The sequence below is a fragment of the Prolixibacter sp. NT017 genome, from assembly GCF_009617875.1.
GTDB lineage: Bacteria > Bacteroidota > Bacteroidia > Bacteroidales > Prolixibacteraceae > Prolixibacter.
This window is the reverse complement of the sequence record NZ_BLAV01000001.1, coordinates 2,915,580-2,939,304: the sequence shown is the minus strand read 5'-3', so window position 1 is coordinate 2,939,304 and position 23,725 is coordinate 2,915,580. Positions and strand designations below refer to the sequence as shown.

25 protein-coding genes are annotated in these 23,725 nt (G+C 45.6%); 19 read left to right on the top strand and 6 right to left on the bottom strand.

Features of this window, described 5'->3' with window-relative positions:
- The first annotated feature begins 127 nt into the window (after positions 1-127).
- Together GJU87_RS12150 and GJU87_RS12145 are read left to right on the top strand one after the other, a co-directional pair.
- A complete protein-coding gene (locus GJU87_RS12150; protein ID WP_153639773.1) occupies positions 128-721 on the top strand; it encodes a cysteine hydrolase family protein in 594 nt (197 codons plus the stop codon).
- A gap of 84 nt (positions 722-805) precedes the next feature.
- Complete coding sequence (locus GJU87_RS12145; protein WP_153639772.1) at positions 806-2,026, top strand: MFS transporter; 1,221 nt, start codon at positions 806-808, stop codon at positions 2,024-2,026.
- A gap of 2 nt (positions 2,027-2,028) precedes the next feature.
- Here GJU87_RS12145 and GJU87_RS12140 read toward each other — a convergent pair whose 3' ends face one another.
- From GJU87_RS12140 to GJU87_RS12130, 3 genes are all read right to left on the bottom strand, one after another.
- Positions 2,029-3,087 carry a GlxA family transcriptional regulator gene (locus GJU87_RS12140; protein ID WP_153639771.1) on the bottom strand — a complete coding sequence of 353 codons (1,059 nt, stop codon included), beginning with the start codon at positions 3,085-3,087 and terminating at the stop codon, positions 2,029-2,031.
- Between the two features lie 143 nt (positions 3,088-3,230).
- The gene (locus GJU87_RS12135) at positions 3,231-4,091 is read right to left on the bottom strand and encodes a GyrI-like domain-containing protein (protein WP_153639770.1); all 861 of its coding nucleotides are present in this window, start codon (positions 4,089-4,091) and stop codon (positions 3,231-3,233) included.
- Positions 4,092-4,254: 163 nt separating this feature from the next.
- A complete protein-coding gene (locus GJU87_RS12130) occupies positions 4,255-4,980 on the bottom strand; it encodes a DUF6261 family protein (RefSeq protein ID WP_153639769.1) in 726 nt (241 codons plus the stop codon).
- 1,119 nt (positions 4,981-6,099) lie between these two features.
- Here GJU87_RS12130 and tnpA point away from each other — a divergent pair.
- From tnpA to GJU87_RS12095, 7 genes are all read left to right on the top strand, one after another.
- Positions 6,100-6,555 (top strand): IS200/IS605 family transposase, encoded by a 456-nt coding sequence (gene tnpA, locus GJU87_RS12125; protein WP_153639768.1) that lies wholly within the window; start codon positions 6,100-6,102, stop codon positions 6,553-6,555.
- A gap of 545 nt (positions 6,556-7,100) precedes the next feature.
- Positions 7,101-7,982 carry a VIT1/CCC1 transporter family protein gene (locus tag GJU87_RS12120; protein WP_153639767.1) on the top strand — a complete coding sequence of 294 codons (882 nt, stop codon included), beginning with the start codon at positions 7,101-7,103 and terminating at the stop codon, positions 7,980-7,982.
- 207 nt (positions 7,983-8,189) lie between these two features.
- Positions 8,190-9,755 (top strand): S10 family peptidase, encoded by a 1,566-nt coding sequence (locus GJU87_RS12115; protein WP_153639766.1) that lies wholly within the window; start codon positions 8,190-8,192, stop codon positions 9,753-9,755.
- A gap of 131 nt (positions 9,756-9,886) precedes the next feature.
- Positions 9,887-10,660, top strand: coding sequence for a trypsin-like serine protease (locus tag GJU87_RS12110; protein WP_153639765.1), 774 nt, complete (start codon positions 9,887-9,889; stop codon positions 10,658-10,660).
- 82 nt (positions 10,661-10,742) lie between these two features.
- A complete protein-coding gene (locus tag GJU87_RS12105; RefSeq protein ID WP_153639764.1) occupies positions 10,743-11,285 on the top strand; it encodes a GNAT family N-acetyltransferase in 543 nt (180 codons plus the stop codon).
- 29 nt (positions 11,286-11,314) lie between these two features.
- Positions 11,315-11,968 carry a penicillin-binding transpeptidase domain-containing protein gene (locus GJU87_RS12100; RefSeq protein ID WP_153639763.1) on the top strand — a complete coding sequence of 218 codons (654 nt, stop codon included), beginning with the start codon at positions 11,315-11,317 and terminating at the stop codon, positions 11,966-11,968.
- A 137-nt stretch (positions 11,969-12,105) separates the two neighbouring features.
- Positions 12,106-13,131, top strand: coding sequence for a hypothetical protein (locus GJU87_RS12095; protein WP_153639762.1), 1,026 nt, complete (start codon positions 12,106-12,108; stop codon positions 13,129-13,131).
- 114 nt (positions 13,132-13,245) lie between these two features.
- Here GJU87_RS12095 and GJU87_RS12090 read toward each other — a convergent pair whose 3' ends face one another.
- The 3 genes from GJU87_RS12090 to GJU87_RS12080 form a co-directional block, all read right to left on the bottom strand.
- Positions 13,246-14,370, bottom strand: a complete 1,125-nt coding sequence (locus GJU87_RS12090; protein WP_153639761.1) for a hypothetical protein — start codon at positions 14,368-14,370, stop codon at positions 13,246-13,248.
- Between the two features lie 198 nt (positions 14,371-14,568).
- Positions 14,569-15,366, bottom strand: a complete 798-nt coding sequence (locus tag GJU87_RS12085) for a type 1 glutamine amidotransferase domain-containing protein (RefSeq protein WP_228491973.1) — start codon at positions 15,364-15,366, stop codon at positions 14,569-14,571.
- A gap of 73 nt (positions 15,367-15,439) precedes the next feature.
- Positions 15,440-16,387: an aldo/keto reductase gene (locus GJU87_RS12080; protein ID WP_153639760.1), complete on the bottom strand. Its 948-nt coding sequence runs from the start codon at positions 16,385-16,387 to the stop codon at positions 15,440-15,442.
- 205 nt (positions 16,388-16,592) lie between these two features.
- On the opposite strand from GJU87_RS12080, the gene GJU87_RS12075 reads away from it, so the two are divergent.
- From GJU87_RS12075 to GJU87_RS12030, 10 genes are all read left to right on the top strand, one after another.
- Complete coding sequence (locus tag GJU87_RS12075) at positions 16,593-18,074, top strand: M20/M25/M40 family metallo-hydrolase (protein ID WP_153639759.1); 1,482 nt, start codon at positions 16,593-16,595, stop codon at positions 18,072-18,074.
- Between the two features lie 113 nt (positions 18,075-18,187).
- Positions 18,188-18,358, top strand: a complete 171-nt coding sequence (locus GJU87_RS12070) for a hypothetical protein (protein ID WP_153639758.1) — start codon at positions 18,188-18,190, stop codon at positions 18,356-18,358.
- 50 nt (positions 18,359-18,408) lie between these two features.
- On the top strand, positions 18,409-19,155 hold the full coding sequence (locus GJU87_RS12065) for a hypothetical protein (protein WP_153639757.1): 747 nt from the start codon (positions 18,409-18,411) through the stop codon (positions 19,153-19,155).
- A 72-nt stretch (positions 19,156-19,227) separates the two neighbouring features.
- Positions 19,228-19,920 (top strand): 2'-5' RNA ligase family protein, encoded by a 693-nt coding sequence (locus tag GJU87_RS12060; protein ID WP_153639756.1) that lies wholly within the window; start codon positions 19,228-19,230, stop codon positions 19,918-19,920.
- 204 nt (positions 19,921-20,124) lie between these two features.
- Positions 20,125-20,478, top strand: coding sequence for a DUF3795 domain-containing protein (locus GJU87_RS12055; RefSeq protein ID WP_153639755.1), 354 nt, complete (start codon positions 20,125-20,127; stop codon positions 20,476-20,478).
- Positions 20,479-20,512: 34 nt separating this feature from the next.
- Entirely contained in the window at positions 20,513-21,256 is a 744-nt protein-coding gene (gene bla / locus GJU87_RS12050) for a subclass B1 metallo-beta-lactamase (RefSeq protein ID WP_194831523.1), read from the top strand.
- Positions 21,257-21,307: 51 nt separating this feature from the next.
- Complete coding sequence (locus tag GJU87_RS12045; RefSeq protein WP_153639753.1) at positions 21,308-21,892, top strand: Crp/Fnr family transcriptional regulator; 585 nt, start codon at positions 21,308-21,310, stop codon at positions 21,890-21,892.
- A gap of 62 nt (positions 21,893-21,954) precedes the next feature.
- On the top strand, positions 21,955-22,407 hold the full coding sequence (locus GJU87_RS12040; RefSeq protein WP_153639752.1) for a carboxymuconolactone decarboxylase family protein: 453 nt from the start codon (positions 21,955-21,957) through the stop codon (positions 22,405-22,407).
- A gap of 125 nt (positions 22,408-22,532) precedes the next feature.
- Positions 22,533-23,117, top strand: coding sequence for a YdeI family protein (locus tag GJU87_RS12035; protein ID WP_153639751.1), 585 nt, complete (start codon positions 22,533-22,535; stop codon positions 23,115-23,117).
- A gap of 67 nt (positions 23,118-23,184) precedes the next feature.
- Entirely contained in the window at positions 23,185-23,724 is a 540-nt protein-coding gene (locus GJU87_RS12030) for an NADPH-dependent FMN reductase (RefSeq protein WP_153639750.1), read from the top strand.
- The last annotated feature ends 1 nt before the right edge of the window (position 23,725 follow it).

The window sequence follows — 23,725 nt, the reverse complement described above, 5'->3', positions numbered from 1 at the left end:
CAATTCGGTCTCAAAGCAAACGGAATACAGGTACCAGGGAAGCATCAACCGTTTCTCTGGTATTTTTTAATGACTTTCTGCACCTCGTTGCGGGAAATCAGGATGACAGGATAATGACAGAAAGAATATGAAAACAGCATTGTTAATTATTGACATTCAGAACGACTATTTTGACGAAGGCACCATGTCGCTTGTCGGTTCGGTTGAAGCCAGTAAAAATGCCAGGCTGGTTCTTGACAAATTCAGGGAAGATAGTTTACCAATCATACATATTCAACATATAGCAACGAGACCGACAGCAACATTTTTTCTGCCCGATACACCAGGGGCTGAGATACATGAAAATGTACGGCCATTAGAAAATGAGAAAGTAATTGTCAAACATTATCCCAATAGCTTTAGAGAAACAGAGTTGCTTGATTATTTATGGGCCAATGATATTACCGATTTGGTGATTTGCGGTATGATGACGCATATGTGTGTTGACTCGACTACAAGAGCAGCAAAAGATTTCGGATTTAACATCACATTAATAGGTGATGCTTGTGCAACGAGGGACCAGGGGATCAACGGACAAATAGTGAAAGCAGATGAAGTTCATAACAGTTTCCTGGCAGCTCTCAACTATTTTTATGCGACCGTGAAAACAACAAATCAATTTCTGGAGGAGAATCAGTCAAAGCACATACTGCGCGGTAAACTGTGGTGCAGCTTGTGCTGAATTGGATTTTAGTCAACAGTTTGTAGGACTAAAAAGCAGTGCCTCCGGAGACAAGACCATACCTCACCATCAAGCTAGAAAAACATGAAAATGATTCAGGAAAAATATAAAGGCTTTGCCACCATGTTGGCATATGCCATTGCACCGTTATCGGGAATCGCGGTTGATTTGTATTCCCCGTCATTGCCGGCCATGGCCCGCGATTTACATGTTAGTGTATTAAACATGCAGGCTTCAGTGAGCATCTACCTGGTGTTTTATGGCATCAGCCAGCTCTTTGTCGGTATTTTGCTCGACAGCTTTGGCCGGCACCGGCTCAATCTGATTTCATTGCTGGTATTTTCACTCTCCAGCTTTGCCATTGCACTTATCCCCGATATACACGTCATCTATATTCTCCGGGCGATTCAGGGGGTGAGCATTGGCATTGTGTTGGTCGCCAAACGAGCGTTCCTGGTGGATATGTTCAACGGCGAGAAGTTGAAACATGCCCTCAGTGTACTGACCATCGTGTGGTCCATCGGCCCGATTACAGCGCCATTTATTGGGGGTTACCTGCAAAGCAGCTTCGGATGGCGGTATAACTTTTATTTCCTGGGAGCAGCTTCCATGGCAGGTTTTATTCTCGACTGGATTTTCAGCGGAGAAACCCTGCACACGCCGGCCAAATTTCATTTCCGGCAAATCGCCGCGAACTATTCAAAGATGCTGGGAACATTCGATTTTATTCTGAGTATAAGCTTATCTGGTCTCGCTTACGGAGTCGCGATGATATTCACCCTCACTAGTCCGTTCCTGATTGAGCATACGTTTCACTACAATTCGGTCACGGTTGGTTATTCGCTGCTGGTTGTCGGACTGGGATGGCTCAGCGGAAATTTACTGGGAAAAGCACTCATTAAAACCGATTTAAACAAAAAGCTATTCATCGCCAACATCGTCCAGTTTACCACGCTGGCCCTGATGATACTGTTCTTCCGGATAGCGCCCAACCTGTATACGCTTATCGGGTTTACCTTTTTCATCGTGATGGCGTCGGCTTTCATCTTCAATAACTCATTCACCTACAGTTTGAGCCGATTCCCCAAAATGGCAGGGATAGCTGGTGGTTTGGTCGGCGGGTTTACCTATATTCTCCTGTCGGGAATCACTTACCTGTTGCTACTCTTTATTCCCGTGACGGAATTGATGAGCCTTGCCTGGTACGACCTCATCTTAGTCGGCGGTATCAGCGTCGTATTTATTTCATTTGCCCGATACAAGCGGAAACAGGTGGCCCTGAAAAGTGCTTCCTGCCCGGGATAACCTCATCGCACAGCAGTCTGGAAACTTCGCCGGTAGGCACTGGGCGAGGTTTTCAGATGTCGCAGAAACAGGCGTCGAAGCGTGTCGGCACTTCCCAGTCCGCATTCTCCGGAAATTTCATCCAGCGTCAGGTTCGATTCTTCGAGCCGGCGCCGGGCTGTTTCTACGCGCACCTTTTCGATGTAACGTGCTGGTGTAATGCCGGTTTTTCGGGCGAAGACCCGGGAGAAATTTCGCGGACTCATGGATGCCTGTTCGGCCAGTTTTTCTACCGAAAGGGAATCATTCAGGTGCTCCGGAATCCAGTCAATGATGGTTTGGATGGGATTGTAATCGACCTCCTGTTGCGCCAGCACCACGCTAAACTGCGACTGGTTGCCCGGGCGCTTGAGGTACAGCACCAGCATACGGGCCACGTAAAGCGCTACGTCACGGCCATAATCCTCCTCCACGAGCGAAAGGGCCAGGTCCAGTCCGGTGGAAATCCCGGCCGATGTATATACCGGACCGTCTTTCACAAAGATGGGATCAGGGTTCACCTTTACTTCGGGGTACATGGTCGCCATCAGCTGGCAGCGGTGCCAATGAGTGGTAGCCTCCCGGCCATCCAGGATACCGGCTTCGGCCAGCAGGAAAGCGCCGGTACACACCGAGCCAATGCGGCGGATATTTTTCCAGTGTGTCCGTAACCATTGTACGGTCTCTTTGCCGGGACTAACGTCGGAGATGTGCGGCGGCAGTTCATCTGCTTCGATGCGTTGGTCGAGTAGCTGCAAACCGGTAGTATAGCCAGCAATCAGCAACGTGTCGATGGGATAACGGATATCGAAGAGTGTGCTTTCGCACACAATGGGCAATCCCGTGGAGGTGGTCACCTGCAGCTCGGGAGTGTTGGTCACCACATGCAGCTGGTAAACAAACGGCGGCTGGTCGGTCAATTCGGGCAGGTACTGTTTCGCTTTCGCGAAGACTTCCATCGGACCGGTTACATCCAGCAGCGACGTGTTGGGCGACGCCAGGATAACGATGTGTTTGACGGGAGTGTTCTCTTGCTTCTTCATGGCCTTCTCTTTTCACGTGACAAGCTAAAGATACATCGTTCTTTCCTGTCGTCAATGACAATTATCCGACAAATCAGGACAAAAAAAGGATGTCATCCCTCCAAGAGATGACATCCTTAAACCGAGATTTTCGCTAAGCTATTCTATTGAATGGGGACGTAAATCTCTGTTTTCAGTTTCCCGGGTTCCGTTCGGGTCGGGGCGTTGCCATATTTTTCAAATACCGGAAGATCCCGCAATTCGCATCCGTCTGCCGGCAACCATTCCGAAAAAATGGTGTCATACACCGCTCCCAAATCACTATATGGCCCTTGATAGGAGAACACTGCATACTTACCGCCGGGTATCACTTTCACATCGATTTCGCCTTTCGGCTGAACGGGCTTTTTGATGACCAGGCAAACATCCGAGCGCAGTTTGCTGCTTTCGGTCACTTTAGGGTCGTCGTAATAAACACCAATATGCTCAATACCCGCAGAATACAACTTCTGCTCCTTCACAAAACTCCACAGTTTTGCAAAGGTTCCGGGGAAATCCAGGTCGTTATATGCCCCTGTAAGCCGGATGTAAATAGCGGTTTTGTCTTCAAGTTCAATAATTTTAGGCGCTTTCAGCTTCAATTCAGTGTTTACTATTTCTTTTTTCATAATGAATATATTTTTATTTGTTCGGTATTCGGTCGGAGTGATACCATAAAACTTTTTAAACGATTTCGATAAGGAGGAAGGCATCTCATACCCAACATTGCCGGCGATGGTCTCGATGGGTAAATCGGAATAACGCAGCAGGCGGGCTGCTGTCTCTACCCGAATCCGGGTGATGTATGCCGACAGAGTTTCGTGCTGAAACGCCTTAAAAATCCGGTGGAAATGAAATTCAGAAAAGTTGGAAACCCCTGCCAGCTTCTTCAGATCCATGTCTTCGGTCAGATGGTTATTGATATATTCGACAACCTTATTGATTCGCCGGATATATTCTTCTTTGGTCGATGGTTTTGTTTTCATATAACAAAGATAAAGACAAGCTCCCTGAACGAACTTTTCCTATCCTGCTATGTTTGAAAATAAATACCGGAATACCATTACAAAAAGGATGTCATCCCTCGAAGCGATGACATCCTTACTTTTTCCAATCTACTATTAACTTCTGCCGGTTAAAGAAATGATTTTAATTATTCTGGTCGATTGTTGTATCTGAATGGCGAACCTTGATCTTATCATTCAAGGTATTAACCAGCTCTGCTACCGTGGCAGCTAATGTGCTGTAAACTGCCGCATTCGCTTTACTCATCGCATTCAGGTAGTCGATGATATCGTTCAGTATAACCTGCGTTTCGCGTTTGATACTTGATGGGGCTATTACCTCAGGTTTTTCGGATTCCAGTTCGGCCGATTGTTGATAAACCTCCTGGAGATGTGCTTGCTCACTTTGTAAATCGGCAACCAATTCGGTTAAGTTTAGCGATGTAATAGCCTGTGTAGCTTCTTCCTTTTGGAAAGCGCCAAGAATTGATTCGAGCATAGCGCTTTCTTTTTCGATACTCAATCGGGGAATGTTCGCTCCGTGCGATTTAATAATTGCGTAGAGAACATCAGCTGACTCGCCCGTTGAGTTTTTGTTCCATCGTTGATATCCTCGAAGAAAATGCATCAAGGCCGAAAACAATGCGTCTCTGCGGGTATCGGCGGCATCGAGTTCATCTTTTAGTTCTTTTCCTCGTTCGGAGCCAATACCGCGGACCATGAGAGTCGCATTTCCTTTCAATTTTACATTTTCACCGTTCAGGTATTCGTCAGTCAGCGTAGCATTATCGATTGCAATGCCCACATGATTGGCTACGTCTGCCACTTCGGGGACCGTAGCCGAACTAGATAAATGATTAATTTGATTCATTAGATTAAATTTTTGTCAGGCAGAAGTTGAAATGATAGCTTCCTGCTATGAATTATTGGATTGAATATTTTTCTGATTGATATGATAAATTGTCTCGTTTGTAAATGTGTTGTTATTGGCTATGATCTGAGAACTAGAATAAAGCTATGGCACTTTTCCCAAAATGTCCAGTGTATTAGGCTAATTTATTTTTAATCAAAATAAAAGAGGAGATAATTTTCCCGGTGTTGATAAAAGGGGTATGGTTCAGTTGCGAGCTAGTAGCGCGGCATGTTCAGACCTGCTGTTTTATTAGGATTCGGATGCCAATGGTTTCCAAAACATATTTGCTCAGCAATATTCTATTTAGGATAAGTGCAAAACATATTTGCTCAGCGATATTCTATTTAGAATAAGTGCGAAACACATTTGCTCAGCGATATTCTATTTAGGATAAGCGTGAAACATATTTGCTCAGCGATATTCTATTTGGGATAAGCGTGAAACATATTTGCTCAGCGATATTCTATTTAGAATAAGTGCGAAACACATTTGCTCAGCAATATTCTATTTAGGAAAAGTGTGAAACATATTTGCTCAGCAATATTCTATTTAGAAGAAGAAGCAAGCGGATTTGCTCGAAAGCCCTTTATTTTAAATCCGGGCGTAGCAATTTTTCCTGGATGGCAATCTATTTAGAGGAGGGGAGAAACACGCTTGCTTTAGATTAATCTATTTCGATAGACTCATAAATTGATTAAATTGGTTTGGAATTTAAAAAAGATAGCGAATCTAGTCACTTTTTGTCGTTGAACCCTTTCAGGGTTCGGGCTAAGGGCAGTAGCAGCTCTTTATCCACAGGTTGTACCTGCGGTTACTGAACTTTAACCACTTCGTGGTTATGGGACTATTGATATGTAAAGAAGTAAAAACGGGTAATTCCGGTAGGGGTTAAAGCTCAACAACTATGTATGCAATGCATGGAAAAAAGCTGAATGAGGCACAGATGAGTATATGCACCGGATCTATTAAGCAATCCCGGCAGGGATTGAAGTTGAATAACCATGTATGCAATGCATGGGGTTGAAACCAGACTAAAAAACAGAACCCTGAAAAGGGTTCAACCAAACTAAATAAACCATGAGTACTTACACTCAAATCCTTTACCAGATCGTTTTATCTACCAAGTTTCGCGAGCCTACAATGGAGTTGGATGGTCAGAGGAGGCTGTATCAGTTTATAGCAGGTATACTACAGAATAAAAAATGCCATCTGTACCAGATAAACGGTACGGAGAATCATCTGCACATAGTAACGCATATTCACCCAGCTATTGCGCCCGCCCAACTGGTAAAAGATATCAAGTTGGCAACCGCTGCGTTTTTGAAAGAGACAAAGATATTCCCATCGTTTCATGGCTGGCAAAGTGGGTATGGCGCTTTTTCTTATTCTATCTCTGCGAAAGAGCGATTGGTGGCTTATGTGAAAAATCAGAAAGAGCATCATAGGGCGATCAGTTTTCAGGAGGAGTACATCCGGTTGTTAAAAGAGCACGGAATTGACTACGACGAGCGCTACGTGTTTGCTGAGAGTTGAACCCTTTCAGGGTTCGGTCTAAGGGTGTGAGCCACCCTTTTAACCACAGGTTGCACCTGTGGTTACTAAGCTTCAATCCCTGTCGGGATTGCTCATCTTCTGCGGACCTTCAGTGTCTTAGTTGATGGATAACCACTCCGTGGCTATGCGACTATTGAAGGCGAAGCGTTAAAACGCGAAATCTCGGAGGAATCCAAGCTGAATAGTCATGTGTAAATTGCATGGCTCATGACATAAGGTCCCTAGTGTCGGGCAAGTAGATGCCCGCTCCGAATAATTGATCCCGGAGGGATCGAAACTTAATAACCATGTATGGAATGCATGGAAAATACGACAGGACCAAACCAGAACCCTGAAAGGGTTCAACTGAACCCGAATTTGACAAAGCTCCAACAGTGAAAAAGGATGTCATCCCTCGAAGGGATGACATCCGTAAAACAGAAGAGTTTTTTAATGAGATTTTTAGCGAAACGGAGTGGGAAAAGGAAGTTGGTTTTCCAAACATTATGTAGTTTTGCCTCAAATCAAAAGAACCAAAAACATCGATGAAACGTAAACCATTGTCCCCCGAAACCAGAAGTCAATTGCTGGTCGCCCAGGGAAACGAAATCACCGAATATCATATTTACAAGCAGCTGGCTGCCAAACAGCGTGACCCGCATAATGCCGAGGTGTTGAGCCGCATTGCCGACGATGAGCACAAGCATTATGATATCTGGAAGGAGTACACGGAAACGGAAGTCGCTCCGAGTAAATGGAAGATTTGGAAATTTTACTGGATAGCCCGGATTTTCGGTATCACATTCGGCATTAAGCTGATGGAGAAAGGGGAGGAGAGTGCCCAGGTCAACTACAACGAGATAGCAGATGAAATCCCGGAGGCCAAGATCATCGCCAAGGAAGAGAATGACCATGAGGACCAGCTAATTGCCCTGCTCGAAGAGGACAAGTTAAAATACATCGGTTCCATCGTGCTGGGATTGAACGATGCTTTGGTGGAAATTCTGGGAACGCTGGCCGGTTTGACTTTTGCACTTCAGAATACCCGTTTGGTAGCGTTGGCCGGCATCATCACCGGACTGGCTGGTGCTCTGTCGATGTCTTCGTCGGAATATCTGTCTAATAAGTCGGAAGGTAACCATGAAGGAGCTGTCAAATCAGCCATCTTTACCGGTATCGCCTATGTTTTTGCTGTTGTTTTCCTTGTAGTGCCCTACCTGCTCTTTACTTCACCGTTTGTCGCGCTGATTGTGGCTGTTATCGATTCGGTGCTGGTCGTATTCCTTTATAGTTATTATATATCGGTCGCTAACGATCAACCTTTCCGGAAACGTTTCTGGGAAATGGTTATCCTGAGTACGGTGGTCGGATTGATATCGTTTGGACTGGGGTATCTCGTCCGGATCATGTTCGGCATCGACGTTTGATTTGAACAATATTTGTTGACTATATAGCGAAAGAGGATGCTTTTAGTGTCCTCTTTTTTCGTGTGAATAAGCTGCTCAATTAGCTTTCGCTGAAACAGAATGCCATACTCTTCGGCAAAAAAACTATTTTTAAAGAACTGAATCATCAGGAAACTAACCACCCGCCTTTTCTTGACAAGCGGTGATTGCTAACTTAAACAGATACAAATGAAGTTGAATTTGATTCTTTCTGTCCTGATAGTAGCGATGCTTTCAGCGATGGATTTGTCGGCTCAAAATCCAAATGAGTCCAAACATTCCCAAACTCCTGTAAAACCCGATACAACATTGACCCGCCCGCAGAAATCGGTAACGAGTGGAGTGGTGACCGTTGAGGGGAAGCGGATTGATTACAAAGCGGTAGCTGGTACACTTGTTTTGAAAAACAAAAAGGAGGAACCGACCTGTAGCATGTTCTACGTGGCTTATTTTAAGTCGGGCGAAAGCAATCCGGCCAACCGTCCGGTGACATTTATTTATAACGGTGGCCCGGGAAGTGCATCGGTGTGGTTGCATTTGGGTGCATGGGGACCCAAACGTGTCGATGCGGCTGATACAGCCCGGACCTCAGCGCCTTATTCATTGGTAAATAACGACTACAGCCTGCTCGATGCCAGCGACCTGGTTTTTATCGACGCTCCCGGAACCGGTTACAGTCAGCTTATTGGGAAAGACAAAGGAGGAGCCGGCGACCCGAAAGATTTTTACGGTATCGACCAGGATGGACATGCCTTTGCTTCATTCATCACACAGTTCCTTACCACATTCAACCGGTGGAATTCTCCGAAGTATTTGTTCGGCGAAAGTTACGGAACATTCCGTTCGGCAGTGGTTGCTTACTATCTGGGCGAGAACCATGGCATCGATCTGAATGGTGTGATCATGCTTTCGCAGATTCTGAACTACGATAATGTTTCGGGGATGGCTGCCCTGAATCCCGGTAACGAAATTGCTCACCAGCTGGTTTTGCCAAGTATGACGGCTACCGCCTGGTATCATCACAAACTTCCCAACCAGCCAGAGAAGCTGGAACCGCTTCTCCGGAAGGTGGAAGGCTTCGCACTCGGAGATTTTGCATCGGCACTCAGCAAAGGCGTGACGATTGATTCTGCAACCTTCAACAAAACGGCAGAAAAACTGCATGAATATACAGGCCTTCCGGTCGATTACATCAAGAAAGCCAACCTGCGCGTAACCGGACCGGGATTTGAAAAGAATCTGCTGGCAAAGGAGGATAAAGTAACCGGACGTTTGGATACCCGCTTCTCCGGTTATATGGTCGATCCGTTGAGCAAACGCCCCGCATTCGACCCGATGAACAAAGCCATTGGTAGTATTTACATCGCTACAGCGAACACGTATTTGCATTCGACGTTGAAATTCAGAGAAGATGTACCTTATCAGCCATTTGGAGACGGCATTGGTCGCAAATGGGATTCGCGTCATCAGGCGCCGGGAAGCGGCAGGAAAATTTTCCCCAACGTTATGCCTGACCTGGCCCGGGCGATGATTTACAATCCGAAGATGAAAGTGATGCTGAATATGGGCTATTTCGATTTGGCGACACCGTACTTCGAAGGAGTTTACGAAATGCGTCATTTACCCATGCCGGCAGCTTTGCAGAAGAATATCTCCTACCATTATTACATGTCGGGACATATGGTTTATCTGCATATTCCTTCCCTGAAAGAACTACACGATAACACGGCGAAATTTATTCAGGATACGCATTAAAGAACCACAAAAGATACACTTGGAATGGCTGTTATGCTTTCGTAATTTTAACTACGGAACATAACAGCCATTTTTTATGGCTAATCAGGAATGACGAACCCTTGTCAGGGATTTGAAAAAATATCAAACCAATGAAATCGAAAAACATTTATTTACTCATTCTATCCCTTTTTCTCTCGTTTGTTTTTAGCGGATGCAATGAAAAAAAAGAGGTAGCCCAAGAAAGCTGGATGGCTAAACCCGTTAAAGAGTGGCCGGCTTTTGCCCTCACCAACGACATCGCCTTTACTGACACCACCTTTCATGGAATTGCCAATGCATTTCTGGTCAATACCGGAAAGGATACGCTGGCGGTTAGTTGCAAACACCTGTTCATGGTTTTTGAGTCCAACCAGGGTTTATCTTCTATCGATTTGGGGCCGCAGTTTGTATTGTGGAAAATGTACCCGAAAAACCGGCCGGAGCAGCAGGTGGAAATAAAAAGGCTGATTAATCAATCGACTAATGAACCCATCGGACAGTTTAATACGCTGAAGGATCGGGATTGGATTTTGTTTTCACTTCAGGAAAAGAACAATGCGCTCTATCCGCTTAAAATTCGCTATACCCCGGTCCGTCCCAACGAGGTTGTTTTCGCGGTCGGTTGGGGAGCACTACAAAAGGATAATCGTTATCCGAAGCTGATAAAAATGCAGTGTTTTAAGAACATGGGAAACTACTTTTATGTGCAGACACTTACCCGGAATGTGAGAGGGGAAGGAAGAAGTGGTTCTCCGGTGATTGACCAAAACGGCTACCTGGTGGGGCTAATTTCAGGACAGGAAGGAAAATTGGGCGTTATTGGCAGCGTGGCCTATCTGCAGCAATTGTTCGATAAATACGGAATTTCTTACCAAGCGCAGTAAATGAATGATGAAGCTCCGTTGTATATCCATATTTTCCTGATTATCTTTAAGCAAATCAAACCTTTCAACTGAACAGTAAATCATGAAACTCGAATCGCAACGATTGCAATTGCTGGAAATCAACTGGAATGATCTGGATGATATTCACCGGTTGCATTCTTTCCCTGCAGTTGATGAGTTCAACACCATCGGAATACCGAAGAACAGGGACGAAACAGAAGAGCTGATACGTCCCGCTATTGAGGAACAGACGGATAACCCGCGCAAATCATATACCTGGAAAATAGTGTTGAAAGACTCCGGCGAATTCATTGGACTGGCTGGTTTTACCCTGTCGTTGGATAAATTCCGACTGGGAGAGATATACTACAAGCTCCTTCCTGCTCACTGGGGAAAAGGTTATGCTACGGAAGTGGCGAAAAGATTGATAAAAACCGGATTCGATGATTTTCATTTACATAAAGTGGAAGCCGGTGTGGCCACCGAAAATGTTAAATCCATCCACGTACTGGAAAAGTGTGGGATGGTGCGCGAAGGTTTACGCCGCAAGATTCTGCCCATCCGGGGAAAATGGATAGACAATTATCACTATGCCATTCTGGAAGATGATCCGCTGAAGGCATAACCATACGTTGAATTGACTGACGACTTACCATGAAAAATTTACTGAGCCTGCTTTTCCTTTTATCACTGGTTTCTTCAAACTATGCCCAAAAGACAACCGAGTGGAATTTCAAACCTTACTTTGACCGTTATGGAGTTGACGGATGTTTTGTGCTGTTCGATGAAGCGAACAATGAGTTCATTCGTTATAATCCGGCAGGATGCGATTCCGGATTCATTCCTGCGTCTACTTTTAAGATTCCCCATTCGGTGATAGCTTTGGAAGAAGATGTTGTTTCCGACACCGATCAGGTGATTCCATGGGATGGACATGAGTGGCAGGCTCAGAAATGGAATCAGGACCAAACCTTGGGTACTGCGATAAAATATTCCTGTGTATGGGTATATACCGGCTTTGCCGGGAAGATAGGCATTGACAAATACCGGAAATACGTGCAGGCGTTTGATTATGGAAACAAGAATCTGAATGGTCCGCCTACGCGCTTCTGGCTGGCCGGAGAATTCCGCATTAGTGCCAATCAGCAAATCGCCTTTCTACGGAAGTTTTATCACGATGACTTACCGGTTTCGAAGGAATCCATTGAGAAAGTAAAGAAGCTTATCGTGCTGGAAAAAGGAGATGACTGGACGCTTAGTGGAAAGACGGGTGGGGGAGTTCTGAACGACAATGATTATGTCATGTAGCTGGTCGGGTATTTTGAAAAGGATAATCGGCCCTATTTCTATGCCATGAATTTTGTATCCGATGATTTTAACGGAACCAGTCGGGCACGATACGAAATAACAAAAGACATTTTGAAAGAACTGAAACTGTTAGAGCCATGAAAAATAGGGTAGAACATCTCGTTCGGTGGAAACGTCGCCTGGGACTTCTTTTGGTTGTGTTGATATTCTCAACCAGCATTTCGTTGGGGCAACGGGGGAATAAGTCAAAAGCAGACCAGGATTGGTTTTTTTATCCGCTGACCTACCTGTCGAAACCGGATATAGCTTCCCCTTCGGTGCTGAAGTACGGGACAGAAGCAATTCTGGTGATGAAAAAGGACTCGACTTATGGAAATGTTTCGGTTACGGTGGAAAACGGCGACCCCCTTCTTTACAGCAATCAATTCAAATGGATGATGGGAAAAGGGCAACAGCTCGGAGTCGACGAAGGCGATTTCCCGGCGCTGGCAAAGACTGGTTTGCACGATGAAGCAGAGTTAGAAGGCAAGGAACGAATTACGGGATTCCCGGTGAAAATTATCAATGAAATTGGGCGTCCCAATGGCTTTTCCTATGCCGGTTTTATGGCACAAGATGAAGATATTCTTTCGGTACTGAAAGGCGATAATCAACTGGTGCGTGCCATGGGGCTGACGCATCCGCAGATGGCTAAGCCCCTTTTTCACGTTTGGAATCTTGTCCTGAAGGAAATTGAGTTAGGGCGTTGGAAACGATTTTACGACAACATACCCGTGATATTCTATAACGGCCATCAATTGCATTTCAAAGGGGAGAGAAGCAAAGGCTGGCAGGTTTCCATCTTCCACGATGAAATTCAGGGAAGTTTCGATTTTACCGTGAGTCGCGCTCTGACTCCGGAAGAAAAGACCTTTCTGGACGAACACTACAGTCAGCTATCTACTGCTAAGCGAAAGGACCTGGAAGCAAAACTCACCTCGCTGCATTTTAGCGAAATGGCTCCTTATTATATCATGCGCTACGGATTTTACGAGGGGCACACGGCTTATCGTACCGATCCGATTGCCATCGCTTTTATCTTCGGGTTACGAACACTTCCGGAACTTGACGCGGAATTCAACCACGACTTGTTTGGCGTGTTGACAAAGCATTTCACGAGATAGCAGTTGCTGCCTATCCCAAAAAATAACACCAAACACTTTGCAGGGAAATGTTTGGTGTTAAGGTGATTGAATTATTGAAGAAAAAACATGTAATCAGAGAATGTTACTATTAGATTACACGTCCTGCTCGTTTTCCACAGAGAATGTAAGGCGGTACGTATCTGTGTTATATTCTGTTTCGAAAATCAGTTCGGTTAAGCTGATTTGGATAACTGTAAACGTTAAAACTTCACCGCCGTCGATCGTAACTTCCAGCTGAATATTATCGGCCGTAGGCGTACCAATAAAGTCCCACAGTAAATATTCGGCGACATCATCCGCTGCGGTTGGCCGCTCCTCAATCTTTTGGGTGAGCGGGTTGATGAACCAGATAGTTCCAAGGTCAATGGGTAAGTCTTGAGTGGTTACCTGCCCGTTCTTTTCAACTTCAGTTAGTTTCCAGTCGGGGCCGGTGAGAAAGTCGGAGAGGTCACATTCGGTAAACCGGAATGACAAGGTGTAAGCGCTTTCGGTTTCAGTCGTACCCGTTACACTGGCCGATTTGGGAACGGAACTAACATATTCCATCGACAGCAGGTGCAAATCACCTTCTGCGTCCACTTCCATCTCGTATCCTTCGCTCATTCCTTCCACAAAAACAAATGTCTTGGAGACAATGGTGTAGGGGAGACTAACTGCTTTTTCAGAGGTGGCTGTCGCCATTCCATCTTCAATCAAAGCGCGGAACCGGTAGAGGGAAAGGTTGTTTTCCATGGTTTGAGTTTCCGAATTAAAAACAGCTTCGGCTACTTTATAATGCTTACCATAGATTGCATCTCCCTCGAAGGCGTCGGCCGGTTCTTCCGATTCGAAGTAGAGCGTCACATCGCCGTCTTCTTCGTCGGTGTAGCTAATCTTCAGGTTTGTTTCCGAGATTTCATCGATGTTCAGCAGTTGTTCATCTACATAGATTTGTTCTTTGTCGAAAGTCCAGGGAAGGTTGTCTTCGTAGTGATAAAAATTGGCCATGGCAAACGTTCCATCAGCATTGAAAATAGCAATATAAGGAATGGAGCCACTGGTAATAAAATCAGATGTCTGGCCGTTAATTTCCTGACTTTTAAATTTCCAGGGATGAGCTGTGAGGAGTTCCTCACTGTTCTTTTGTTCAATTTCATCGACGCCGTTGTTGTCATCGCTGCAGCTCGTTATCAAAGCGAAAACGATGAACATGACGCTCCAGAGATTCTTTACTTTCATTTTGGATAGATTTTTAGGTTAATCGATTTCTCAGGAATACGTTTGGAGGTGTCCTTTTAGTATTTCAATCTGTACGAAACATCATCAAAAGGTAAAAAATGAGGTAATATGCTAATATTGAATAATATGTGTGGGAATAAAAAAAAGCCCTTGCGGGGGAATGCAAGAGCTTTAATTAATATTTTATCGTATCCGGAGTTAATCCTTCTGCAATTCTTTTAGTACTTCTTTGCCTAGCTTTTTAGCCGACTGTGGGTTTTGTCCGGTAATCAATCGTCCGTCGTGCACGACATGCACGGTGAACTTCGATGTGCAGGAATAGATTCCACCGCGCTCTTTGAGTTTATTTTCCAATAAAAACGGAACAACATTGGTGAGTTTCACGGCTTTTTCTTCCTCGTTGCTAAAACCGGTTACCTTTTTCCCGGCAATGAGGTACGAGCCATCGTCCAGCTTGATATTGACCAAACCCGCCGGTCCGTGACATACCGCACTCACCACGCCATGGTGTTCATATATTTTCGCAGCAATATCTGCCAGTTGTTTGCTTTCAGGGAAGTCCCACATAGCACCGTGGCCACCGACAAAATGAATCGCCACATAATCGTCCGGGTTAATCTCCGAAGGCTTCAGTGTATGGTTGATTTTGTATTGAATCTCCGGATTGTCCCAAAACTCTTTGTTGACAGGATCGGTCAAATCGAATCCGTCAACCGGGGCTTTCCCGCCTTTCGGACTGACAAAGTCGATGACATACTTGTCTTTCAATACGTCCCACGGATGAGCGGCTTCCGATAAGAAGAATCCGGTTTTCTTGCCGGTGTCACCTTTCTGATCGTGGTTGGTCAACACGAACAGGATTTTGGGTTTCGCCGCTTTTTCCGCTTTGGTTTTCACAGTGGCAGTGTCGTCATTTGCCGAATGGCCCTTGTGCTTTTGGTTACAACTGCTTAACAGGAGCCCAAAGAGCAGTACGGGCATTAATTTTCTAATCATATACATTTTGTTTGATGGATTTCTTTAGCATACGAAACCGTATGATGACGGATTCAGTTTTTTCGGTTGAAGACTATTCATACGCTGAAGCTGATTGCAGCAACTGTAGATCTTCCGGTTCCGGTTTCATTTGCAACGCTTCGGTGAAAGCTTTCAGATGGCTGCTTTTCGTTGCACTGGCAATGGGCGCGGTCACATTGGGCTGGTGAATGAGCCAGGCAAGTGCCACAGCTGCCTGTGAAACTTCATGTTTGGCTGCCAGGTCGTCGAGTGCTTTCAGAATGCGAAAACCGCGTTCATTCAGGTAGCCTTCCACGCCACCTCCGCGCACACTCTTCCCAAGATCGTCCTTGCTCCGGTATTTCCCGCTAAGGAAACCTTTAGCCAGCGAAAAATAGGTAATAACGCCCAGCCCTTCTTCCCGGCAAACGGGATCGACGCCTTCTTCAAATCCCCTGCGGTCGTACAGGTTATATTCCGGCTGGAATACCGCATAACGCGGCAAACCATTTTGCACACTGGCTTTCAGTGATTCCTTCAGTCTTTCGGGCGGAAGATTGGAGGCGCCTATATAACGGACTTTCCCGGCTTTGATGAGTTTTTTGTAAGCTCCCAGGGTTTCTTCCACCGGTGTATTTTCATCATCCCAGTGCGAGAGATACAAATCGATGGTGTCGGTTTGCAGACGGCGCAAAGAATCGTCCACCGCTTCCAGGATGTGTTTCTCAGAAAGGTCACGATGGCCTTGTCCCATATCGGAGCCTACCTTGGTAATCACGGTGACTTTATCGCGATTGCGTCGCTCTTTCATCCACTTCCCGATGATCGTTTCCGATTCGCCTCCCTGGTTGCCGGGAACCCAGCGCGAATAAACATTGGCCGTATCGATGGTATTGAAACCAGCGTCGAGCAATTCGTCCAGTATCCTGAACGACTCTTTTTCATCGAGTGTCCATCCAAAAACATTGCCCCCGAATACAATGGGAGCAGTCTGTAAGTCTGTATTTCCTAGTTTAATCATATGATTTGCTATTCTAAATATTCAATAAGAAGATAAGTCCTTCTGTTGTGTTTAACAGCTTTGGGTGTAGCAATGTTTGGTTTGTCCTGGGATCTCAATTCGCAGATGTAAGATATCTTTTTAGATATGATAATAGTTTTGTAGCTTTAGAAAGCTGGTTTTACTCAAAGGACCGGCTTTACTTTTTCACTAACCTAAACGACTGATGAAACGAATTCTTGTTTATCTTTTTGTTTGTCTGACAACACAAACCTACGGACAATCTTCGTCCAACGCAGCACATTTTTCAATTGATAAAAAAGAGCTAAAGCAGACCATCAGAATATTGGCATCCGATTCGATGGAAGGAAGGCTGACTGGAACGCTCGGGCAGATGAAAGCGGCCCGGTACATTGCCGGAGAGTTTACCAAATATGGCCTGTTGGAAGCAGGAGACAACGGCTACTACGACGATTTTAAGCTGGTTCAGTATTATCGGGGCGAAACCTATCTGAAGACTGCCCGTAACCGAAAGCTCGATGATTTTCAGGAGATGGCCAGTATGAGCCGAGAACCCATAAATGAGGAAAAGGAACTGGAGCTAATTTTCGGCGGTAAGGGAACACCTGAAGATCTGGAGCAAATCAATGTAAAAAACCGAATGGTTTTGGTTTTCACAAAGAACCTGCGTTCAACGTACGATATTGAAGTTGCACTGGAAAAAAGAAAAGCCGCAGGGTTAATTTTAGCCAATCCATACAACGATAAGCAATTCGAATCCATCCGGAGAACTTTTAAGAACTTCATGACCCGGAAACGATATACGTTTGCTTATAGTGATCGGTCTGAAAATGATAGTATTGGTTTTGTGGAATTTATTATTCCCAATATGCAGATTCGCCATTTGATGAAGATGTCTGCCAGAGACCTCAATCAATTGATCGAAACTAAAGCGATTGCCGATTGTCCGATGAACACCGTTCGGGTGAAATGTGAGCGGATAGTGAACCGAACGACGGGACGAAATGTAATCGGGATGCTAAAAGGAACATCTGATACTTCCATTTACATCACGGCGCACTACGATCATTTGGGAACTGACGGACGTTTTTATTTCCGCGGTGCCGACGATAATGCTTCCGGCGTGGCTTCGATGCTTGAGTTAGCCAAACTGTTTTCCGGTATTCCGGAATTGAAATACAACCTTATTTTCCTGGCGACGACGGGTGAAGAAGTGGGAGAGTTGGGCGCTAAATACCAGGTGAAACGCGCGGATTTCGAACCCGGGAAAGTGTTGCTTAACCTGAATATTGATATGGTTGGACGTGTCGATTCTCAACACATCGGGAAAGAGGCTTATCTCTATTCCCTTGGAACCGATACACAACCGAAACTTGCTGCTCTTTTTGAAAAGGTTGACCAACGAGTCCCGGAATGTTCGTTCGATTATACTTTCAATAATTCGCACGATTTAACCGGGTATTACATGCGTTCCGACCAGTACAAGTTTTATGAGAAAGGCATCCCGGCCGTGATGTTCTTCTCCGGTTTGCATAAAGACTACCACAAACCGACCGACACCCCGGAAAAGATTAACTATCCTCTGTTGCAGGACCGTATTTTCCTGATAAGCCAAGTGATTCTTGCGCTGCAGCGGAGTGAATCTTTCAGTTTGGAACGGGAGCAAGTGCAGGCTACTCACCAATAGTTTTCACGGAAGTAGCTAAGAGGATTGCTCAAATTTTGGTAACTTGAGTATAGATTCCGTTTGGGGGAATCGTTGCATAACCAATAGCATACCGGACAACTAAACTCAGAGCAATGAAAAGAAAGACTATCTACGACATTCAGTTTTACGTCGGTATCATCCTGGCACTGACGGGAGCAGCGATGATGTTTTTCGAATTGTTGCCTGTGCCGGCCAGAATCACCATTGGTATCGTTGGACTGGCACTGATTGCTACATCCCGCCGGAAGATGGACTTGTTGTAGTATGTATTTCTCCGAAGCGGTAGCTTTCAAATAGCATAAAAAGCAATAGTATGATGTCGCGACAAGACACAACACTGGAATGGATAGCCGGACACGCAGGTGTAAAAAGACTCTGCCGAATAGCCGGAATTGCAGCCTTTATCCTGATTGTTTATTCGGTTGCAACCATGATATTGTTGGTCACCGTTGGCACCCAGCCGATAACGGTGGAAGAGTGCTTTAGCATGTTGCAGGAGAACAAACTGGTCGGGCTGCTCCGGCTCGACATTTTGACCGTCATATTCATCCCGCTCTATTACGTTCTGTTCGCCGGTCTTTACTTCAGTCTGAAGGAATCCAACCAGGGAATTACAACAATATCGGTTGTCATGGTATTCATTGGTGTAACGCTTTTCCTGGCCACACCTTCTGTATTTTCATGGTTATACCTGAGCAACCGGTATGCCGGCGCCATAACTCCGGAGGAACAACGCCGCCTGATTGCTGCCGGCGAAGTACTTTTCGCTTCCGACATGTGGCACGGAACCGGAGCCATTGTGGGAAGTATTCTCACACAGTTAGGTGGTATCTTCATCTCCTGGGTGATGTTGAGAAGTGCCGTATTCAGTAAACTCACCGCCTATACAGGGTTTGTAACCCATGGCTTTGATTTTCTGCACATCTTCTCGGGATTTATATTCCCGGTGGCCGGCACATTATTAATGGCAATTGCCGGACCATTGTACCTGTTATGGTTTTTCCTGATCGGAAGAAAGCTCTGGCAACTTGGGAAAGGCAAGGCCAGATTACTTCAATAATTTTTCTACTTTTAAAATCCGTTCGCAGATTCGGTGGGCCGGAAGCGCCTGCCGGCTAAAGTTCCACATTACATGAATGAAGCTGCACTAACAAAGCATTATCACCAATTATACACCGATTCGATAGCAAAGATTCGGAATGAGGGAGTTGTTACGGATGAATTGCTGGATGATCCGTTGGATGACCGGCGAGGAATTACCCTGTTGGTTCGCCCGGACGACGAGGTAAAGGAACGCATTCGTGGTTGGTTGAAAATGCTGCAAAAGGCAGAGCCTGAGCAGTATTATTATCTCACTTCCGATCTACATATCACCCTCTTGTCGGTTATTTCCTGCTACAGCGGATTTCACCCGGAACAGATTGATTTAACGTCCTACAATCAGCTGATTCGTGAAAGTCTGGCAGGCGAAGATTCTTTTTCAATTCGGATGAAAGGAATTACAGCATCACCTTCAGGAGTGATGATTCAGGGATTCAGTGAAAACGACCGGCTAAATGAGTTGCGCGAAAGTCTGCGAAAGCAATTCAGGAAATCAGAACTGCAGCAATCTATCGATAAACGGTATGTTCTGCAGACTGCCCATTCTACGGTTATTCGTTTCCGGAAACCGCTCCAACATAAAGATACTTTCCTGGATAAGCTGGAACAGTTTCGGGATTTTGACTTTGGCACGTTTCAGGTGAAGGAAATCGAATTGGTAACCAACGACTGGTACCTCCGGAAGGAAAAAGTAAGAACACTGAGCCGATTCCCGTTAGGATAAATGCAAAGTTTTTACGTAACTTTTTCAATGGAATGGCTGACAACGGATCAACGAAAAACTGCAGCTATTCCATCTCATAGTCGCAGGGCGACGAGGCGACGGAATGGTTCGACGGGCGGAACAGATAGGAATTCGGCTCCGTCTGAAATAAACAAATGCTTTCCCTTTTCGGGAAAAAGAAACAAGACCTAAACAAGAACGATCATGATGGTTTATTGTGGATTGCACTGCGACGGATGCCCTATTCATCTAGCGACAATCGAGACGGATTTGATTCGGAAACAGGCCATGCGTGAAGATATTGTCAGGCAATGTGCAACGGAGTATGGAATCGATATACAATTGCGCGATGTTACCGACTGTGATGGCTGCACGGCTGAAACAGGTCGCCTGTTTTCCGGTTGTCGGAATTGCAATATTCGGAATTGTGCCCGGGAAAGAGGTCTGGATAATTGCGCTCATTGCAGTGATTATCCGTGCGAAAAGCTTGATTCCATTTTCGGTCAGGAACCGGATGCCAAAGCCCGGCTCGATTCCATTCATCAGGCACTGGCATAAGAAATGAAACTCCTAATGGTAACCAATGATAAATATGAAAAAGTGGTTGGTGATTTCCCTGATGGTCTTTTTACAGGGACAAGTATGGGCGCAGCAAATTGCGCAGCGGCTAAAAGTGTCCGATGACATTGTGTTGGTCAAACTGTCCGAGCGGGCATATGTACATATTTCACAGGCAGAGATTCCACCGTTTGGACGAGTTTCTTCCAACGGATTGGTGTTTATCAACGGAAAGGAGGCATTTCTGTTTGACACACCTGTAACCGAAGAAGAGACCCGGACGTTGGTCGATTGGCTCAAAAGTTCGATGGAGGTCGAAGTCGTTGGTTTTGTTCCCAACCACTGGCATATTGACTGCATGGGGGGAATAGCTTATTTGCAACAGCAGCATATTCCGTCGTGGGCGAACCAGATAACCGTCGACAGCGCGAAAGTAAAAGGCTTGCCTGTTCCCGATCATGGATTCACAGATTCGTTGCAATTGAAACTAGGAGATAAAACCATCGAATGTTATTACTTGGGGCCGGCCCATGCGACCGATAACATTGTGGTTTGGATTCCGTCAGAGAAGATTCTGTTTCCCGGTTGTTTGGTAAAGAGTATGAATTCGCGTACGTTGGGCAATACGGCCGATGGCGATTTGAAAGCCTATCCGGCCACCATTATAAAGGTGATCGACAAATTCACGGACGCCCGCATTGTCATTCCCGGACACGGACCATTCGGCGGCCCCGAATTGTTGAGGCACACGTACCGGTTAGCCGAATCCAATCAATAACAATTTCTGTTACCTTCTCCCTCTCAATTCCGTAATGGGAAAATAAAATCCATGAGCAGGGAGCTGATCCAACACATTCGCCAGTTTACCGAATTGACGGATGACCAATCCGATTTTATCGCGGCAAGCGTTGCCGAACGAAAGGTGCGGAAAAAGGAGTTCTTACTGACGACCGGCGACATTTGCCGGGCCAATCATTTTGTCGTATCCGGATGCTTGCGACTCTTCTTTACCGATGAGCAGGGGAACGAGCGGACCATTCAGTTTGCCATCGAAAACTGGTGGATAACGGATTATACCAGCAAAGCTCGCAAAGGTCCCAGTCAATATTGTATCCAGGCCGTTGAGGATTCGGTGGTTATCTCGCTGGACGATGAAACCAGTGAAAAGTTATTCGCCACGGTACCTGCCTTCGAGACCTATTTTCGAAAAATACTGCAACGAGCCTATGCTGCGTCATTGTTTCGTATTGGTTTGTTGTACAGTCGTTCCAAAGAGGAGATGTTTTTCGGTTTCCAGCGAAAATATCCGGAATTTGTGCAACGGGTACCGCAATATATGCTGGCATCTTTGCTTGGTATGACGCCCGAATATCTGAGTGAACTCAGAAAAAAGACTGATTCATCCGTTTCTTAAACCCGTTTAAGTTTTTTCCGTGTTTTCATGGCCACCTTTGTGACGAACTAAAAGCAAATGTCATGGAAGCACATGTAAAGATTGCCGAAGTACAGCCGGAAGCATATCAGGCCATGCTCGGTTTGGAACACTACGTTAAAAACAGCGGACTAACCGATATTCATCGCGAGTTAATCAAGATACGGGCATCGCAAATTAATGGTTGTGCCTTTTGCATCGATATGCACACTACCGATGCCATGAAGTATGGCGAAACACCACAACGCATCTTCTTGTTAGATGCGTGGGAGGAAACCGACCTGTTCGATGAAAAGGAAAAAGCCATCCTGGCCCTGACAGATGCCGTTACCCGGATACATGGAGATATTCCTGCCGAACTGATCGTCAACGCACGCAAATATTTCGATGAAACGTACCTGTCCCAAATCATCATGGGCATTATCACCATCAACGCCTGGAACCGGATAGGAATTGTCTCGGGTGCAGCCAGCCGGATTGAAGCGGTTCAGCCGTAATGCTCCGCAATAGCAGAGACAGGGAATTACCCAGTCTCTGCTGATTTATTAAACGGAACCAGTCTGAATTTTGCTCGTATGAATACGTATTTTCGTCTATTTTTGAAGATACGGGAGAAGTCAGAATGAAAAAAGAAGAGCCAAACGAATTACCCATCCTGCCTTTCACATCGGGAAAAGCATTTGAAGACTGGATGGCCGCGAACCATACCAACCCGGACGGCATCTGGTTGCGATTGTTTAAAAAAGACTCGGGAAAGGAAACCGTGACTTATGACGAAGCGCTGGATGTGGCGCTATGTTACGGATGGATAGACGGACAGCTGAAGAAGTACGATGACGAATCGTGGCTACGAAAATTCACGCCACGTCGCAATGGCAGCAAATGGTCGAAGCGAAACACCAAACATGTTGAACGATTGACGAAGGAGGGAAGAATGAAACCATCCGGACTGGTAGAAGTGGAAAAAGCCAAATCCGACGGACGCTGGGAGCAAGCATACGAAGCACAAAGCAACATGACCATTCCCGACGATTTCATGAAAGCTTTATCGGCCAATCCAGAGGCGTTGGCGTTTTTCCGGAACCTGAACAAAGCCAATCTGTATGCCATTGCATACCGTCTGAGTACCGCGAAGAGACCGAAAACCCGCGAGAAACGTATGCAACAGATTCTGGAAATGATGGCCAAAGGGGAGAAGTTTCATTGAAGAAATCCCGGCCAACCTTTGCTCGTCAAAACTGTTTTGCTTCTTAGTTGATGTGAAGTAGTAAAGTATGATCAGCTCCAAAAAGAAAATTCTGGCTATATCGGGAAGCACCAAACAGCAATCGCTGAACCTTGCACTGCTGAAAGCAATAGCGGCAACATACAGCGATCGAATAACGGTTGATTTGTATGACGGCATTGATAAAATGCCGCATTTCAATCCCGACAAGGATAACGAAACACCTCCTGAAAGCGTGGTCGATTTTAGGAATCGCATTACCGAATCCGACGGTGTTATCATTTGTACCCCTGAGTATGTTTTCAGCCTGCCGGGAAGTTTGAAAAATGCTATTGAATGGACAGTTTCTACCACCATCTTCAGTAAAAAGCCGGTTGCGTTAATTGTGGCGGCCGCTTCCGGTGAGAAAGCGGTGGAATCACTTAAGTTGATTATGAGTACACTGGATGCAGTAATTCCGGCTAACGGGAGTTTGTTGATTAAAGGAGCGAAAGGGAAAATCGGACCCAATGGTGTCATCGCTGATGCGAAGACAGACGCAAAGTTGAATCGTCTGATGGATAGCTTTCTCCGTTCGCTGGATGAATAGT

Excerpts from the sequence above, each read along its gene's own strand:
- GJU87_RS12135 (WP_153639770.1), bottom strand. The coding sequence starts at position 4,091 with ATGAAAACAAAACCATCGACCAAAGAAGAATATATCCGGCGAATCAAT.
- GJU87_RS12090 (WP_153639761.1), bottom strand. The coding sequence starts at position 14,370 with ATGAAAGTAAAGAATCTCTGGAGCGTCATGTTCATCGTTTTCGCTTTG.
- bla (WP_194831523.1), top strand. The coding sequence starts at position 20,513 with ATGAAAAAGTGGTTGGTGATTTCCCTGATGGTCTTTTTACAGGGACAA.
- tnpA (WP_153639768.1), top strand. The coding sequence starts at position 6,100 with ATGAGTACTTACACTCAAATCCTTTACCAGATCGTTTTATCTACCAAG.
- GJU87_RS12145 (WP_153639772.1), top strand. The coding sequence starts at position 806 with ATGAAAATGATTCAGGAAAAATATAAAGGCTTTGCCACCATGTTGGCA.
- GJU87_RS12040 (WP_153639752.1), top strand. The coding sequence starts at position 21,955 with ATGGAAGCACATGTAAAGATTGCCGAAGTACAGCCGGAAGCATATCAG.
- GJU87_RS12060 (WP_153639756.1), top strand. The coding sequence starts at position 19,228 with ATGAATGAAGCTGCACTAACAAAGCATTATCACCAATTATACACCGAT.
- GJU87_RS12110 (WP_153639765.1), top strand. The coding sequence starts at position 9,887 with ATGAAATCGAAAAACATTTATTTACTCATTCTATCCCTTTTTCTCTCG.
- GJU87_RS12055 (WP_153639755.1), top strand. The coding sequence starts at position 20,125 with ATGATGGTTTATTGTGGATTGCACTGCGACGGATGCCCTATTCATCTA.
- GJU87_RS12075 (WP_153639759.1), top strand. The coding sequence starts at position 16,593 with ATGAAACGAATTCTTGTTTATCTTTTTGTTTGTCTGACAACACAAACC.
- GJU87_RS12080 (WP_153639760.1), bottom strand. The coding sequence starts at position 16,387 with ATGATTAAACTAGGAAATACAGACTTACAGACTGCTCCCATTGTATTC.
- GJU87_RS12085 (WP_228491973.1), bottom strand. The coding sequence starts at position 15,366 with ATGATTAGAAAATTAATGCCCGTACTGCTCTTTGGGCTCCTGTTAAGC.
- GJU87_RS12130 (WP_153639769.1), bottom strand. The coding sequence starts at position 4,980 with ATGAATCAAATTAATCATTTATCTAGTTCGGCTACGGTCCCCGAAGTG.
- GJU87_RS12070 (WP_153639758.1), top strand. The coding sequence starts at position 18,188 with ATGAAAAGAAAGACTATCTACGACATTCAGTTTTACGTCGGTATCATC.
- GJU87_RS12045 (WP_153639753.1), top strand. The coding sequence starts at position 21,308 with ATGAGCAGGGAGCTGATCCAACACATTCGCCAGTTTACCGAATTGACG.
- GJU87_RS12035 (WP_153639751.1), top strand. The coding sequence starts at position 22,533 with ATGAAAAAAGAAGAGCCAAACGAATTACCCATCCTGCCTTTCACATCG.
- GJU87_RS12115 (WP_153639766.1), top strand. The coding sequence starts at position 8,190 with ATGAAGTTGAATTTGATTCTTTCTGTCCTGATAGTAGCGATGCTTTCA.
- GJU87_RS12105 (WP_153639764.1), top strand. The coding sequence starts at position 10,743 with ATGAAACTCGAATCGCAACGATTGCAATTGCTGGAAATCAACTGGAAT.
- GJU87_RS12150 (WP_153639773.1), top strand. The coding sequence starts at position 128 with ATGAAAACAGCATTGTTAATTATTGACATTCAGAACGACTATTTTGAC.
- GJU87_RS12120 (WP_153639767.1), top strand. The coding sequence starts at position 7,101 with ATGAAACGTAAACCATTGTCCCCCGAAACCAGAAGTCAATTGCTGGTC.
- GJU87_RS12100 (WP_153639763.1), top strand. The coding sequence starts at position 11,315 with ATGAAAAATTTACTGAGCCTGCTTTTCCTTTTATCACTGGTTTCTTCA.
- GJU87_RS12095 (WP_153639762.1), top strand. The coding sequence starts at position 12,106 with ATGAAAAATAGGGTAGAACATCTCGTTCGGTGGAAACGTCGCCTGGGA.
- GJU87_RS12030 (WP_153639750.1), top strand. The coding sequence starts at position 23,185 with ATGATCAGCTCCAAAAAGAAAATTCTGGCTATATCGGGAAGCACCAAA.
- GJU87_RS12140 (WP_153639771.1), bottom strand. The coding sequence starts at position 3,087 with ATGAAGAAGCAAGAGAACACTCCCGTCAAACACATCGTTATCCTGGCG.
- GJU87_RS12065 (WP_153639757.1), top strand. The coding sequence starts at position 18,409 with ATGATGTCGCGACAAGACACAACACTGGAATGGATAGCCGGACACGCA.